This window comes from Roseburia sp. AM16-25 (genome assembly GCF_003473825.1).
GTDB classification, from domain to species: Bacteria; Bacillota; Clostridia; order Lachnospirales; family Lachnospiraceae; genus Pararoseburia; species Pararoseburia lenta.
Map to the genome: position 1 here is coordinate 113869 of NZ_QUCW01000001.1, position 14557 is coordinate 128425.

At 43.8% G+C, this 14557-nt stretch carries 13 protein-coding genes and 1 pseudogene; 2 read left to right on the forward strand and 12 right to left on the reverse strand.

Annotated elements, in window-relative coordinates; translation table 11 throughout:
* Window positions 1-123: 123 nt before the first annotated feature.
* The 4 genes from DW183_RS00550 to DW183_RS00565 are packed head-to-tail and all read right to left on the reverse strand — an operon-like array spanning window position 124 to window position 2873.
* Entirely contained in the window at window positions 124-1278 is a 1155-nt protein-coding gene (locus DW183_RS00550) for an AAA family ATPase (protein ID WP_009247525.1), read from the reverse strand.
* Window positions 1268-1603 carry a plasmid mobilization protein gene (locus DW183_RS00555; protein WP_009247526.1) on the reverse strand — a complete coding sequence of 112 codons (336 nt, stop codon included), beginning with the start codon at window positions 1601-1603 and terminating at the stop codon, window positions 1268-1270. Before DW183_RS00555 ends, DW183_RS00550 begins: the two co-directional genes overlap by 11 nt.
* Window positions 1593-2684, reverse strand: a complete 1092-nt coding sequence (locus DW183_RS00560; RefSeq protein WP_009247527.1) for a site-specific integrase — start codon at window positions 2682-2684, stop codon at window positions 1593-1595. The genes DW183_RS00555 and DW183_RS00560 overlap by 11 nt, the downstream gene beginning before the upstream one ends.
* Complete coding sequence (locus DW183_RS00565; protein ID WP_009247528.1) at window positions 2685-2873, reverse strand: transcriptional regulator; 189 nt, start codon at window positions 2871-2873, stop codon at window positions 2685-2687.
* Between the two features lie 448 nt (window positions 2874-3321).
* On the opposite strand from DW183_RS00565, the gene DW183_RS00570 reads away from it, so the two are divergent.
* Entirely contained in the window at window positions 3322-3852 is a 531-nt protein-coding gene (locus DW183_RS00570; RefSeq protein WP_009247529.1) for a helix-turn-helix domain-containing protein, read from the forward strand.
* Between the two features lie 292 nt (window positions 3853-4144).
* Here the strand turns inward: DW183_RS00570 and guaA are convergent, their stop codons facing one another.
* Window positions 4145-5689 carry a glutamine-hydrolyzing GMP synthase gene (gene guaA / locus DW183_RS00575; RefSeq protein WP_118280161.1) on the reverse strand — a complete coding sequence of 515 codons (1545 nt, stop codon included), beginning with the start codon at window positions 5687-5689 and terminating at the stop codon, window positions 4145-4147.
* A gap of 187 nt (window positions 5690-5876) precedes the next feature.
* On the opposite strand from guaA, the gene DW183_RS00580 reads away from it, so the two are divergent.
* The gene (locus tag DW183_RS00580) at window positions 5877-6374 is read left to right on the forward strand and encodes a hypothetical protein (RefSeq protein WP_118280162.1); all 498 of its coding nucleotides are present in this window, start codon (window positions 5877-5879) and stop codon (window positions 6372-6374) included.
* Between the two features lie 120 nt (window positions 6375-6494).
* Here the strand turns inward: DW183_RS00580 and DW183_RS00585 are convergent, their stop codons facing one another.
* From DW183_RS00585 to DW183_RS00620, 7 genes and pseudogenes are all read right to left on the reverse strand, one after another.
* The gene (locus DW183_RS00585; protein ID WP_118280163.1) at window positions 6495-7838 is read right to left on the reverse strand and encodes a uracil-xanthine permease family protein; all 1344 of its coding nucleotides are present in this window, start codon (window positions 7836-7838) and stop codon (window positions 6495-6497) included.
* Window positions 7839-8017: 179 nt separating this feature from the next.
* Window positions 8018-8926: an AEC family transporter gene (locus DW183_RS00590; RefSeq protein ID WP_118280164.1), complete on the reverse strand. Its 909-nt coding sequence runs from the start codon at window positions 8924-8926 to the stop codon at window positions 8018-8020.
* Window positions 8927-8933: 7 nt separating this feature from the next.
* On the reverse strand, window positions 8934-9437 hold the full coding sequence (locus DW183_RS00595) for a shikimate kinase (protein WP_118280165.1): 504 nt from the start codon (window positions 9435-9437) through the stop codon (window positions 8934-8936).
* Between the two features lie 77 nt (window positions 9438-9514).
* Window positions 9515-10144 (reverse strand): uracil phosphoribosyltransferase, encoded by a 630-nt coding sequence (gene upp / locus DW183_RS00600; protein ID WP_118280166.1) that lies wholly within the window; start codon window positions 10142-10144, stop codon window positions 9515-9517.
* Between the two features lie 72 nt (window positions 10145-10216).
* Window positions 10217-10468, reverse strand: coding sequence for a sporulation transcriptional regulator SpoIIID (gene spoIIID / locus DW183_RS00605; protein WP_243069481.1), 252 nt, complete (start codon window positions 10466-10468; stop codon window positions 10217-10219).
* A 60-nt stretch (window positions 10469-10528) separates the two neighbouring features.
* Window positions 10529-13090, reverse strand: coding sequence for a family 78 glycoside hydrolase catalytic domain (locus DW183_RS00610; protein ID WP_118280168.1), 2562 nt, complete (start codon window positions 13088-13090; stop codon window positions 10529-10531).
* Between the two features lie 51 nt (window positions 13091-13141).
* Window positions 13142-14552 (reverse strand): annotated as a pseudogene (locus DW183_RS00620) (GH39 family glycosyl hydrolase).
* Window positions 14553-14557: the final 5 nt, after the last annotated feature.

The following is a 14557-nucleotide window of genomic DNA, read 5'->3' on the forward strand; positions in this document are numbered from 1 at the left end:
CCTTTGAAAAGGCACTCTCTGCACACTCCCCTAAACTTTATCCGGTGTCAAAGTGTGACGATGGTGACAATGTTTTTCACAGCGTGCTGCTCTCAAAAACATTGACACCTTTGACACCGTTTGTCACGCCGTCTGCTCGGTTTCTTTCCAAAGTGAAACCTTTCTTCCGTCGTGTGTGCGGCTGTTCTGATAACGGATACCGTAATCACGAAACAGCCTGCTTGCGTTGATACTGAGCCTTAAAGAAAGTACATTCGGCTTTATATCCACCGCAAGCCTTTCGCAAAGTTCCGAAGCAGTTCCTTCCCATCTGTCACTTTCCGAAAAGAGCGTATCCGCTATCTTCTCAAGCAGAGGTTCGGGCGGTTCTTTCCACATCTCCGTTTCCGATTTTGCAAAGTTCCACACCAATCGCTCGCTGTCCCTTACAAGATGGATTTTCATATCCTGCTGGTCTCTGCCAGCAACATCAAGTGTGGCATTGTTGGAAGTACGCTTGTCCTTACTGAGAACAAATGCACCGTCTGCCGCACCCATCAGACCATTCGTGCCTGAAATCATATCGAATATATCTTCCGATTTTTGTTTGCGTGTATGATGAACAATAAGCATTGAAACCTTGTAACTGTCTGCCAACGCTTTCAGCCTTGCCACAACATCATAATCACTTGCGTAGCTGTAATCTGCTCCGCCTGCTTCACGCACACGCTTTAAGGTGTCTATGATAATCAAGCCTGTGTCTGGGTGTTCCCTCATAAACCCTCTTATCTGTTCTTCCAGTCCGCCATTGACCGTTTTACATTCCGTTGCGAAATACAGATTGCCTGTCTCCTTTGCACCGAACATCTGAAACAATCGCTTCTGCAAACGTGGGTAATCATCTTCAAGGGCAAAATAAAGCACCGTTGCCTTACGCACCTTATACTCCCAAAGCGGTGTGCCTGTGCTGATATGATAGGCAAGCTGTGCCATCATAAAGCTCTTTCCCACTTTCGGGGAACCTACGAAAAGGTAAGTTCCCCTTTGGAGCAGACCGTCGATAAGTGGTGTCTGAACCTCAAACACCGTATCATACAGCGTTGTCATTGATACTGTTTTCAGATAGGAAGGGTCTAACTGTCTGAGTATTTCCCTTTGCATTTCTTCAAAAGATTGCTCGTACCCCTTGAAATCCGTATCCTGATTGACTATACTATTGTCAGTACATTTGGAAAGTGACTGTTCCGCATCTGTTGCCGCAGATACATTTGGAATAGTCATTTCTTTTTTATTCTCCATTCGCATCCTCTCCTTTCAAACCGCCGAGAATAATGGAAATCAGTTCTATTACACTCAGCAGTTCATCATCCACACCTTTTCCTGCTTCAATCCTTTTCAGTTCCGCAAGGACTGTGGCAAATTCCGTTTTCAACGCCTTATACACTCTCGGATTGCCCTGTACCACCACATCCTGATTTAAGCAACGGCGGTAACAATACTCCTGTTTTGGCAATCCTGATAGAGCTACAGCTCTGTTAATGAGTTCGTTTTCTTCGGGCGATACTCGAAACCCTACTGTGATATTCCTCCAACGATTTTTGTTATCTCTGTTCTTAGCTGACATTTTCAAAATCTCCTTTCCCTAAATCATCTAATTTTTCTGCCATCTCAATCTGCTTTGACGGAAAGAGGTGTGCGTACTGATAAGTAATATCAATACTTTCGTGACCAACTCGGTCAGCAATCGCCACCGCAGAAAAGCCCATATCAATCAAGAGTGAAATGTGGCTGTGACGGAGATCGTGAATGCGGATACGCTTCACGCCTGCCGCCTTTGCCCCTCTGTCCATCTCGTGATGAAGATAGCTTTTCGTCACCGTAAAGATACGGTCTTTCTTCTTCAATCCGTAAAGCATACCGAGATATTCTTTCATTTCCTCACACAGAAACTTCGGCATTTTAATCGTGCGGTTGCTCTTTTTCGTTTTCGGAGAAGTAATCACATCCTGCCCTTTCAAACGCTGATAGGATTTATTGATTGTGACTGTTTCCTTATCAAAGTTGAAATCTGCCGGAGTCAAAGCTAACAGCTCGCCCTCTCGGATACCGCACCAGTAAAGCATTTCAAACGCATAAAAGGAAACAGGCTTGTCCATCATCTCAAAAGAGAATTTCTTGTATTCTTCCTTTGTCCAGAACAGCATTTCCTTGTGTTCCTCACGTCCCATATTTCCCACCTTTGCCGCAGGATTGGAACGCAGTTCATAGTAGCGGACAGCGTGATTGAAAATGGCGGACAACTGATTGTGCAGCGTTTTCAGATACGTCTGTGAATAAGGCTTTTTCTTCTCATCACGATAGGCAAGCATTTCATTCTGCCAAGTAATAATCTCCTTTGTGGAAATCTCGCTGATTTTCAGTTTCCCGAAATACGGAAGTATCTTTGTGCGTATGATATGCTCTTTGGTAAGCCACGTGTTTTCCTTCAAACGGTTCTTCACATCATTGATATAAAGCTCCGTAAAGGCTTCAAAACTCATATCAAGGTCTGAAGAAGTCTGCAATTTGAACATTCTTTCCCATTCCTGTGCTTCTCGTTTGGTAGCAAAGCCACGCTTGCATTTCTGCTTGCGTTCCCCTTTCCAGTTCACATACCTTGCCATCACATACCAAGTACCGTTATCTTCATTCTTAAATACCGGCATTTACATTTCCCCCTTTCCTGCTCCGTAGAGCCTTTCGTAAAAATACTGGCGATTTACACGCCCTGCAATCGTAATAAAGCCCTTTGCTTTCAATTCCTCATTTAATTGTCTGATGAGTTTATATGCATAAGGTTTTGATACGTTTAGTTCCTGAGCCACATCTTCGGCTCGGATAAATCTGTTTTCCATATCCTTTTTCTTCCTTTCTTAAAATAATTTTTTGCTTGCCGCTTTCTCCGTGTTAAAGTTCCAACAGGCACTCCTGCTTGTCGGCAGGCGCTGTGCTGTCCCAATGCACCGCAGTACATCAGGCGCTCGCTCGTATAGGGGTTCCCGAAAAGTCGGAGACTTTTGGGGAAGAGGAGGAGCAGTGCAGCGAATGAGCTTTTGTGCTTGCACACAAGCGAACGATACGGAACTTGCTCCGACGAGGTCTTGGCGGTTTGGCTTTTCGGACGGTCATTCAGTTGTCGCATTAAGCATATTTGTTTAATTCGTAATTTATTTTACTAAACATATTTGCTATTGTCAAGTGGTTGCAAAGAAAATATTAAACATTTTTGTTTCGGTTTTTCTTGACTTCCACTAAACATTTCTGCTATACTTATTTCACTAAATATAAAAGGAGCGTATCATTATGGCTATCAGCGAAAGAATACATTTTTTCAGACTAATGCGTGGTATGACACAAAAGTATCTCGGTACAGCAATCGGTTTTCCAGAAAAGAGTGCTGATGTGCGTTTGGCACAGTACGAAACTGGTACACGCAAACCGAAAGCAGACCTTACAAATGCATTGGCACAGGTGCTTGATGTTTCTCCACAGGCTCTTGATGTTCCTGACATAGACAGCTATATCGGTCTTATGCACACTCTGTTTACCCTTGAAGATATTTACGGTCTTACTGTCAGTGAAGCAGACGGAGAGGTATGCTTAAAGGTCAACAAGGACAAAGGCAGAGAAGCATATGAACTCCTCAAAATGCTGTATGCTTGGAAAGAACAGGCAGACAAGCTATCTTCCGAAGAAATCAACAGAGAAGAATACGATAACTGGCGTTACCATTATCCAGAGTTCGACACCACACAGCGTTGGGCAAAAGTTCCATCACAGGAATTAAGTGACGCTCTCGTGGAAGCATTCAAAGACCACTTGAAAGATAAATAAGCACCTACAGGACCTGCCACTGGCAGCTCCCTACAGATGCTTTGGCAACGACAAAAAAGCCCTTAACTATGGTTATTAACCACAGCTAAGGGCTTAGTTTATAATATGGAATTTGTTCAGAGCCAAGCTCCGAACTTTAGTCTGCAAGCCACCTGTTAATTGTTCCGTTACCCATAAACCACTGGATAACAAGAATAATGGCACTTGCTATGACTGTTATCAATTTGTTATCAAAAGACTAATCGAAATCGCTGAAACCCGCATAAACACTGGCTTTTTTAAGCAACTCGATTTATTCAAACTCAATCGTTCCAGGTGGCTTACTCGTCAGATCGTAAAATACTCGATTGACTCCCTTCACCTCATTTATAATTCTGCTCATGACGGTCTGCAAGACATCAAACGGAATGTCTGCCGCCTCCGCTGTCATGAAGTCTACCGTGTTGACTGCACGCAGTGCTACGGCGTAGTCATAGGTTCTCTCATCGCCCATGACACCAACCGAACGCATATTGGTCAGTGCTGCAAAATACTGTCCGATGCTTCGATCCAGTCCCGCCTTCGCGATCTCTTCACGATAAATATAATCAGCATCCTGCACGATTCGCACCTTTTCTGCGGTCACTTCGCCGATGATGCGAATGCCAAGTCCCGGTCCCGGGAATGGCTGACGATATACCAGATAATCCGGCAGACCAAGTTCCAGTCCTGCCTTACGCACTTCATCCTTAAACAGGTTGCGCAGTGGCTCGATGATATCCTTGAAATCTACATAATCCGGCAGACCGCCGACATTATGATGAGACTTGATCACTGCAGATTCTCCGCCAAGTCCTGACTCTACCACATCTGGGTAGATCGTTCCCTGTGCCAGGAAATCTACGGCACCGATCTTCTTTGCTTCTTCTTCAAAAACACGGATAAATTCTTCGCCGATGATCTTACGCTTCTGCTCCGGCTCGGTCACTCCTGCAAGTTTTGCATAATAACGCTCCTGGGCATTGACACGGATAAAGTTGATATCAAAGGATCCGCCCTTGCCAAATACACTCTCGACTTCGTCTCCCTCGTTCTTACGAAGCAGACCATGATCTACAAATACACAGGTAAGTTGTGGTCCGATTGCCTTTGCAAGCAAAGCCGCCAGTACGGAAGAATCCACACCACCGGACAGTGCCAAAAGCACCTTTCCGTCTCCTACCTTTTCTCTTACATCCTTAATGGCATTTTCTACAAAGGAATCCATGCGCCATGTTCCGGCACATCCGCAGACACCGCGTACAAAGTTGTGTAGCATCTTGGTTCCCTCAACCGTATGCAGTACTTCCGGATGGAACTGGATCGCGTATAAATTCTTTTCCTGATTCTCTGCCGCTGCCACCGGGCAATCCGCCGTATGTGCGCAAATGCGGAATCCCTCTGCCGGCTTTGAAATGTAATCAAAGTGGCTCATCCAGCAGATCGTTGTTGCAGATACGCCTGCAAACAATGGGGAATCCTGCTTTACGAATACCTCGGTCTTACCGTATTCTCTGACCGGTGCCTTCTCGACCTTACCGCCTAATACATGCATCATCAACTGTGCCCCATAGCAAAGTCCCAATACCGGAATTCCCAATTCAAACAATTCCTTGGTATAAGTCGGTGAATCCGGCTCATAACAACTGTTTGGACCTCCTGTCAAAATGATCCCTTTCGGATTCATTTCTTTAATCTTTTCAATATCTGTTTTATAAGAATAGATCTCACAATAAACATTGCATTCTCTGACTCTGCGGGCAACCAACTGGTTGTACTGTCCGCCAAAGTCAATGACTATGACCTTTTCCTGCTCCATGCTTGTCCTCCGTTTCTTTTTGTACCAGGTACAAATCTATCTCGTTTCATTATATTAGAGCCTATAAAAAATAACAAGTTCAAAGGTCAATTTTCCGACAGAATTTCCGATATAAAATATATAACAATCGGTAATTGGCAAAATTTTACCGCTTTCCCTACTATAACTTTTAAAGAAAGGAGCCGTCATGAGTGGATTTTCTGTAGCAAACAACATCACCCTGCGCAGTTATTACGCGACCTACCGCGCTTTTACGACCAAAAGTACACGTTCTTCTGCTACGACCAATCAGTTAAATTATGCAGATGCACAGGCGCTTCGCCGCGCGGTTCGGAAACTGGATGATTTTGACTTTGAAACTGCCGATAAGGACGATATTTCTTCTCATGTACGCGCCTTTATCGATACATACAATTACACCATGGATTCCGCCAAATCCTCGACCAATTCCTATGCGACCTCCACTTACAAGAATCTGAAAAATCTTGCCAGCAAGTATTCCAAGGATTTGGAAAACATCGGCATCAAGGAAAACTCCTCTGGTTATCTGACCCTCAGTTCTTCCGCCGTTGAAAACATCAGTGGCAGCCGTTTCAAGAGTCTTTTAAACAAAGACTCCAAATTCATGAAACAGTTGACGACCTATGCCAAGCGCATGGCAAACAACATCGATTATTACGCTTAATACTCCTATAATAACTACAAAAAGAGCATGTGTCCGATCCCTTCGATCGTCCACATGCTCTTTGTCTATCTGCTCATAACTTTTTCGTATCCCGCTTCCCCCGAAACAGAATCCGTCTTTTTACGCTTCTTCTTTTTTTGCGCTTGTCTCAAATTCATAATCCTTGCCCGGCAGGATAGCATTCAGGAAAATTCCCAAAATGGCTGCGATAGCAAGAGAAGTCAGTGTAACGCTTGTTCCTGCGATCGTGAATGTAAAACCATCTGTAAATCCAAGTGCGCTGACAAGGATAACGGCTGCAATGATCAGGTTTCTTGACTTTGTGAAGTCTACCTTGTTCTCAACCACATTACGGACACCGATAGCAGAGATCATACCATAAAGGATGAAACTTACACCACCGATGATGGAAGATGGCATAGAACCGATCACTGCTGCAAATTTCGGTGAAAAACTAAGGATGATCGCATATACGGCTGCAATACGGATAACCTTAGGATCATGTACCTTTGACAGTTCCAATACACCTGTATTTTCGCCATATGTTGTATTTGCAGGGCCACCGATGGCTCCGGCAAATGCGGTTGCAAGTCCGTCACCGATCAAGGTTCTGTGAAGTCCCGGATCTTCTACGAAATTCTCATCTACCGTTGCGGAGATTGCTGTAATATCACCGATATGCTCCATCATGGTCGCAAGTGCGATCGGTGCCATAACAAGGATGGCTGTAATATCAAACTTGCACCATACAAATGGCTGCCACTGTACCCAGTGTGCGCTTGCTACAGAAGTGAAATCTAAGATCGCGCTTCCGTCAGCATTTGTCATACCGACACCATTTAATACCAAAGCAAAGATATAAGAGATCACGATACCCATGAGGATCGGAATGATCTTGAACATGCCCTTGCCCCAGATATTGAAGATCACAATAACCGCAAATGCGACGATCGCGATGATCCAGTTTGTCTGTGCATTATTGACAGCAGAAGATGCAAGGGAAAGTCCGATACTGATAATGATCGGTCCAGTTACTACCGGCGGTAACAAACGCATAACTTTTCTTACACCTACCAGTTTTACGATCAGGGCAAATACCAGATATAAAAGACCTGCTACCACGATACCGCCACAAGCGTATGGCAACTTTTCGCCCATAGTCATATTGGCATAAATTCCACTATCCAATTGTGCTACCATGGAAAATCCACCCAGAAATGCGAAGGAAGATCCTAAGAAAGCAGGCACCTTACGCTTGGTGATCAAATGAAATAAGAGTGTACCGACACCGGCACAAAACAGTGTAACCTGAACAGAAAGTCCTTCTCCCTCGAAATAATCATTCACGAGGATAGGAACTAAGATCGTTGCGCCAAACATGGCGAACATGTGCTGCAAACCCAACAGTAGCATCTTTGGTGTTCCAAGACTGCGGGCATCTTTGATTGCTCCTTTTTGATTCATCACATAACTCCTTTGTACTGATTTGTTGTTCCTCTGCGAAAAGATCCCTTTCCGCAAAAAATCTGCGAGATGACATATGCACCCTCGCAGATATCCTTAACTAAAGAAAGTATAGCGGAATTATCTTCACTCTACAATCTTTTTTTTCGCATTCTTTGTATTTTTTTACACACTTAAAATCATATGGTCAAAACCATACTCCAGATTGGAATACTGATCATGGAAAGGATGGTAGATGCCACTACTAGTTTTGTTGCAAAGATCTCATCACAGCCATACTTGGATGCCAGAATACTGGTCGTTGCCCCCGCCGGCATGGCAGTCAATAGTACACAGACCCCTGTCACCAGAGACGGCAGTTTTATGAGCAGGCAGACGACATACAAAGCCAGTGGCATCAGTACCAGACGAAGGATAGAATACCGAAGCACTTCCCAGTCGACAATAGATTTCCAATCCGCTTCTGCCAAGATCATACCGATGACCATCATGGAAAGTGCTGTATTGCAATTTCCGATCGTTCCGATCGTATTTGTGATAACGGCTGGTGGTCTATATTGTGTCAGAATCAGGATCAAACCGATAAAACAGGCAATAATACAAGGATGCGTCACAACCTTTTTCAAAGTCGCTTTCCAATCCTTTGACTGCGTAAAGATCGCAATACCGGACGACCACATCATAATGCGCATGGGAATCAGGAATATGGATGCCATAGCAAGCCCGATCGATCCAAAAACGCCCTCTGCGACCGGATTTCCCAGAAATCCCGCATTAGAACAGATCACACTATATTGCAGGCTCATACGATGCCCAGCTTCCCTTTTACCATATAGAATTTTGCCCAGAATCACACTGACGATCTGTATCCCTATGGAAATCACAAGAACCTCTGCAAACTGCACAAACGTATTGCTATCGCAGTCAATCATAAAGGACTTTACAATATTGCAGGGAAGTACCAGATAAATGACCAGATCGTTGATATTCTTCTGCCCTTCTTTGCTTATAATTCCTATTCTTTTTATAAGTGCTCCTACTAAAATCAGCAAAAGCATGGTTATCTGTAAAACCAATAGTTTACTCATCTTATGTTTATTTTCTTTCTAACTGCGCCACTACTGCATCCACCGTGCCAGCCACATCCTTGCCGTCCAGATCCACGGTAATATCCGCGTATTTTTCATAAAGTGCCGTGCGTTCATTATAAATATCCCGCAGGGTCTGTCCCTCTTTATGTACGACACCTCGCTCATCCAGATCCCCCAGACGCTCGTCCAAGAGATCATAACTGATCCTCAGATAAACGACAATCCCGCTCTCTTTAAAGTGTGCCATAGCATCTGCGCCAAAGATAACACTTCCTCCGGTCGCGATCACGGTATTTTCCACATCAATTTGGCTGTTGATCTCGTTTTCTACTGCGTTGAAGCCATCAATGCCTTTTTCTGCAATGATTTCTTTTAAAAGTTTTCCGGTCTGATGCTGAATGACCAGATCGGAATCCAAGAAATCATAATTTAATACTTTTGCAAGAATAACGCCGGAAGTACTTTTGCCCACCCCAGGCATACCGATCAAAACAATATTTTTTCCCATATTCTTTCCTTTTCTCGTTGCTATAAGATAAGAGGATGCCCTATAAAAGAGCATCCCCCTTGACATCTGATCCTTGATTACTTTGTTCCAAAAATACGATCCCCGGCATCTCCAAGTCCCGGACAGATATAAGCATTCTCATTCAACTGACGATCCAAGGCGCCAACATAGATCTGCACATCCGGATGTTCCTTGTGCAGTCTCTCCAGACCTTCCGGTGCGGCAATGATGCACATGAACTTGATATTCTTGCCGCCATGCTGCTTGATCATGGTGATGGCATCTGCACCGGATCCACCGGTTGCAAGCATTGGATCTACTACCAAAATAGTTCTCTGGTCGATCGGTTCCGGCAACTTGCAGTAATACTCATGTGGCTCATGAGTCTCCGGGTCACGATACAAACCGATATGTCCGATCTTTGCAGATGGAACCAGATTCAGCACACCGTCTACCATCCCAAGTCCAGCACGCAGAATCGGCACGATCGCCATCTTCTTACCGGCAATCATTGGCTGTTTGGTCGTCTCGATCGGTGTCTCGATCTCTACCAGTTCGGTCGGAAGATCGCGCAGTGCCTCAAACCCCATCAACATAGCGATCTCACTGACCAAGGTACGGAACTCATTTGTTCCTGTTGTCTTGTCACGAAGTCTTGAAATTTTATGCTGGATCAGTGGATGATCCATAATAGTAACGTTCTCCATTTGTTCCTCCTCAAATACCGTTTATCGGTTCGTTTACTCTTCTAAAAATCTTAGTTTATCCTGCGTGGAAAGTCAATGGATATGTGCATACTTTTTTCTGGTAGCCATGCCACCACGGATATGTCGTTCTGATTTATTGACATCTAAGACGCTTCTTGCCTCTTTTGCAAGTTCGACATCGATCTGCGGCAAACGTTCCGCAACGTCCTTATGTACCGTAGATTTGCTCACGCCAAAATTCTTTGCCGCCTGCCTTACGGTCGCACTCTTTTCCACAATGTATGTACCAATTTCAACTGCCCGTTTTTCAATATATGGTTTCAAAAAAATCCCCTGCAATACTTGTTTTTACATTGTATGCAAGGGATTTTTCCTTTATTCAACTCATTTTGTCACAGTAGAAAAGTTATATTCTCCACATTCACAGGCAAATGTGCTTCCATCTGGCAGGATGACATCAGCCACACAGTTCGATGGTATGGAAATCCTAAAGTTCACCTTTCCATCTGTTCTAAACCAGGCACTCGAAACCTTGCCATATGCAGAATCATATTCCATAGAAATAGAATCTATCTGTGAAACCGGATGGGGTGCAATCACAAAATGATTCTCCCTGCCATCCATTTTGATTCCACATAAGGTATCAAAGATCCACTGACAACATGCTCCTTTAGAATAATGATTTAAAGATGCATCATCTGTCCAGTTTTCCCACACTGTTGTTGCGCCTTGTTTTATTTGCTGGATCCAGCCAATCTCCGGATTCATAAGCATGCGGAAAGCCTCATCGCTTGCACCTGCTTCCGTAAGAAGCGGAAATACAAATGGGGTAGACAAAAAACCGGTTCCCACACGATACTCTCTCTCCTGATTCAGTTTCACAATTTTTTGCAAAAGTCTCTGGCGGGCCTGTCCCTCAGCCAATTCCAATCCACAAGGTCTTACATACTTGCACATTCTCTTGCTTGTAATGTCACCATTCTGTACAAAATAATAATTGTATGCCTCTTTCGTCCGATCTGCGATCTGCTTATAATGTTTTGCTTGGGATTCTTTTCCCAGATAGTCAGCCATTTCCTCCATTAACCTCGCAGCATAGGATAAATATGCGGTCGCCTCCTCTACCATTGGCAGCAATAACATTTTTTGTGATGGCGCACAGTCGTCCGGCTCCGTCCATTCACCAAAATGTCTCCCACTGGCCACAAGATATTTGTCATATTTGCTTCGCTTTGGTGAAAAAAAGGAAAAGAGGTTTCTTTTACCCATTCTGCTGCTAAAATATGCAATGCACTTTTCCATTGCCTGCCAATTCTCCCGAATCAGGCAATCATCTCCATACCGTTTCCAGAAATAGTACGGGATAGTCACCATGGCGTCTCCCCAGCCGGCACTTCCCTCCATGGATATCCACTCGATCAATCCACTCTTCTTACCCCCCGTTGGATTCACATTATAGACAAGACCATTTCCTTTTTGACAATCTGCTACATCTCTCATCCATTTACGAAAAAATGCTCTCTGATCCATCATATAATTGCCTGTATTAAAAAAGAGTTGTGCATCACCAGTCCAGCCGGCACGCTCACGTGTCGGACAATCGGTCGGGACATCCATAAAATTTCCTTTTACACTCCAGAATGTATTTTTCACAATCCGATTGAGCATAGTATCCGAAGAAGTAAAGGAAAACGTTGTGTCCATGTCCGTATAAACTGCAATTGCACTAAATCTGCCGGCATCCACATCCTCCGGCCAGTCCAAAAGCAGGACATAACGGAATCCCATAATCGTAAATTTGGGTTTGTAGTCGTGACGTACCCCATCGCAGACAAAATCCACGGATTGAAAACGGCAGGTATCATAATTCGCCTTCCATGCAATATTTTCTACAGTAAAATTACCATTTGTATCCAATTTTTCTCCACACACCATGCGGCATTTTGCTCCCTTTTCTCCTTTTACGGAAAGTTTGACATAGCCTGCAATATTCTGTCCAAAATCCAGCACTGTATGTCCGTCCGGACAATGCACAATTGTTGGATTCGAAAATTTCTCATGTTCTTTTGCCGCGTCATTATTGGAAGCACAGACCATACCTTCATACGACGTCACTCTTGCCCTTCCACTATAAGATGGACTACGCCCCAGATCTATCCTCTCTCCGTTTTTCATATCCGCATAACGGATACTGCCATCATTAGACCATTGCATAGAAGCATCACTCACGAAAACCTCATGTTCTCCACTCTGATAAAAGACTTCCATTTGCGCCATAAGTTTTGGCTCATATCCATAAACTTTCGTGCTGTCAAAGACCCCTGTGGCACTGGCGTAAAAACCATCTGCCAGTTCCATGGTCCACACATTTTCATCTTTCAGCAAGTCTGTCACATCATACGTCTGATAATGTACTCTTTTTTGAAACGCAGTGGATCCCGGTGTCAAAACCGCATCCCCCACTTTTGTTCCATTAATTTTTGTCTCATACAGGCCACAGGCTGTAATGTAGAGTCTCGCACGCACAAGATTTTCTTTTTTTATTCGAAAAGTCTTTTTAAAACAGTCCACCGGATATCGCACTTTGGGACTTTTACTATGTTCATAGTTTCCCATGATAAACGATGCTTTCCACTCCTTTTTTTCCAACAATCCCATTTCAAAGAAAGCAGGCTGGCTCCAACTGTCATATACTCCATTCTCATCTGCCACCGCTACACGCCACAGAATCCGGTCTCGACTCTCTAAAGGAAGACTGTAACTCGTCTTCATGGAATCACTTCTTCTTTCCTCCATATGTTTCCATGGTTTATCATTTACGGACACCTCTATCTTAAACGCCGTCTGTTTTTTACCATCTTTGGTTTTCCATGATAATTGCGGATGCAGATCATCCAATCCCATGGGATTTCTCATATATGCTGTTTTCAGATCATATGTCTTCATAACTAATCTCCTTTACTATTTCCTGATGATGTAACAGTGCGTGTCATTTACCTACAGCCTGCCGGATACGATCAATTCTCCGTTTTCATATGTATAAGTCACTTTTTCTGCCACAAGGGATGATTTTTCAATCACTTCATGGATTTCCTGCGGATTCATATTTTCAGGTGATCCCATTTCCTTCCATATACGATACGGATTGCAATGCTCATCATCAATCCGGTACAATCGAACATTCTGACATCCCGGCACCTCTATCTGTACCCGATATTTTTCTGCTTCCCGCATCACTTAATAATTTCAATGCATAAAACTGCGGTTTGGGGATACCATGGATGGTAAGCAAACCAAACCCTCCCGAAAATTCTTCCGGCACTATCATGAATTCATCAAAAATATCACTAAATGCCCAAATAGATGATCCTGTCACATTTCCTTCCATCTCATCTATGCTTTTTACCTGGAAACATGCCACCTTTTTACTATCATTACTCGGTGATGTCAGGATGGCATTACAATTCCACTCAGTATAATAAATGGGGTATCTGCCCGCCACAATCTGACTGACTTTCTTTGTATTATCATACATCTGCCCCTTTGCCAGAACCGTGGTTTCCGTCTTATCCTCCATGATCAGACGAATCCCATCCAGAGCAGTCCCCGCTTTCTTACTTCTCAATTGCTTCATTCCCCCCACAACATTGGAGAAAAGATCTTTCATGGCAAAGGCTTCTCCTATACCATCTCCCGGATAATTATGTGTTGAAATAAAATCAAGTGGCAATTTCCTTTGCTCACAAAAGTCAATAAATTCAGCAATCCAATCTCCGGTTGCACTTGCAGGTCCCCCCACCAACAGAGCCGGCTCTACCTCCTTCACGGCTTTGGCTGTAATCTCATAGAGATGGAAATAGTCCTCCATCGTTCCGGCAAAAAAAGTGAACATATTAGGTTCATTCCAAACCTCAAAATTCCATGTAATAACCTCATTCCTGCCATACCGGTGTATCGCAGCCCGGATGAACGCCTGTACCAACTTTACCCAATCATCGTCTTTCGCCGGCATGGTCTTCATGCCCTCCGCGTTGACTGTGACTTTTTTCTTCCTTTTTGCAATAGTTGATGGCATGAAAGATAGTTCCACCCATGGCTTCATTCCTGCTGCAAGTACATTATCATATGCCGCAAAAATATTAAAAAAATTATAATTTTGAAACTTTTCTGCGCCCGGCATCGGCATCATATCCGCCATGGACATAATTGCCTGCATATCATCATCAAAAATGCCGTGAAACCGGACTCTCTCTATGCCAAGTTCATCATGAATAAATTTTAATTGTCTGGCATAATCTGAACGCATAGCAAGTTTTGCCTGACCAGAGCCAACACAATATTTCCAGTGATTGGATACTTCCACCCGCCTAGTGTCTTTTTTTACCGAAAAAACAAATGTCTCTTTCATGTCTG

What these genes read in the sequence shown, in the direction of transcription:
- upp (WP_118280166.1), bottom strand. Translation starts at nt 10,144, where the DNA reads ATGGAGAACGTTACTATTATGGATCATCCACTGATCCAGCATAAAATT.
- DW183_RS00550 (WP_009247525.1), bottom strand. Translation starts at nt 1,278, where the DNA reads ATGGAGAATAAAAAAGAAATGACTATTCCAAATGTATCTGCGGCAACA.
- DW183_RS00590 (WP_118280164.1), bottom strand. Translation starts at nt 8,926, where the DNA reads ATGAGTAAACTATTGGTTTTACAGATAACCATGCTTTTGCTGATTTTA.
- DW183_RS00595 (WP_118280165.1), bottom strand. Translation starts at nt 9,437, where the DNA reads ATGGGAAAAAATATTGTTTTGATCGGTATGCCTGGGGTGGGCAAAAGT.
- guaA (WP_118280161.1), bottom strand. Translation starts at nt 5,689, where the DNA reads ATGGAGCAGGAAAAGGTCATAGTCATTGACTTTGGCGGACAGTACAAC.
- DW183_RS00580 (WP_118280162.1), top strand. Translation starts at nt 5,877, where the DNA reads ATGAGTGGATTTTCTGTAGCAAACAACATCACCCTGCGCAGTTATTAC.
- DW183_RS00610 (WP_118280168.1), bottom strand. Translation starts at nt 13,090, where the DNA reads ATGAAGACATATGATCTGAAAACAGCATATATGAGAAATCCCATGGGA.
- DW183_RS00555 (WP_009247526.1), bottom strand. Translation starts at nt 1,603, where the DNA reads ATGTCAGCTAAGAACAGAGATAACAAAAATCGTTGGAGGAATATCACA.
- DW183_RS00585 (WP_118280163.1), bottom strand. Translation starts at nt 7,838, where the DNA reads ATGAATCAAAAAGGAGCAATCAAAGATGCCCGCAGTCTTGGAACACCA.
- DW183_RS00560 (WP_009247527.1), bottom strand. Translation starts at nt 2,684, where the DNA reads ATGCCGGTATTTAAGAATGAAGATAACGGTACTTGGTATGTGATGGCA.
- DW183_RS00570 (WP_009247529.1), top strand. Translation starts at nt 3,322, where the DNA reads ATGGCTATCAGCGAAAGAATACATTTTTTCAGACTAATGCGTGGTATG.
- DW183_RS00565 (WP_009247528.1), bottom strand. Translation starts at nt 2,873, where the DNA reads ATGGAAAACAGATTTATCCGAGCCGAAGATGTGGCTCAGGAACTAAAC.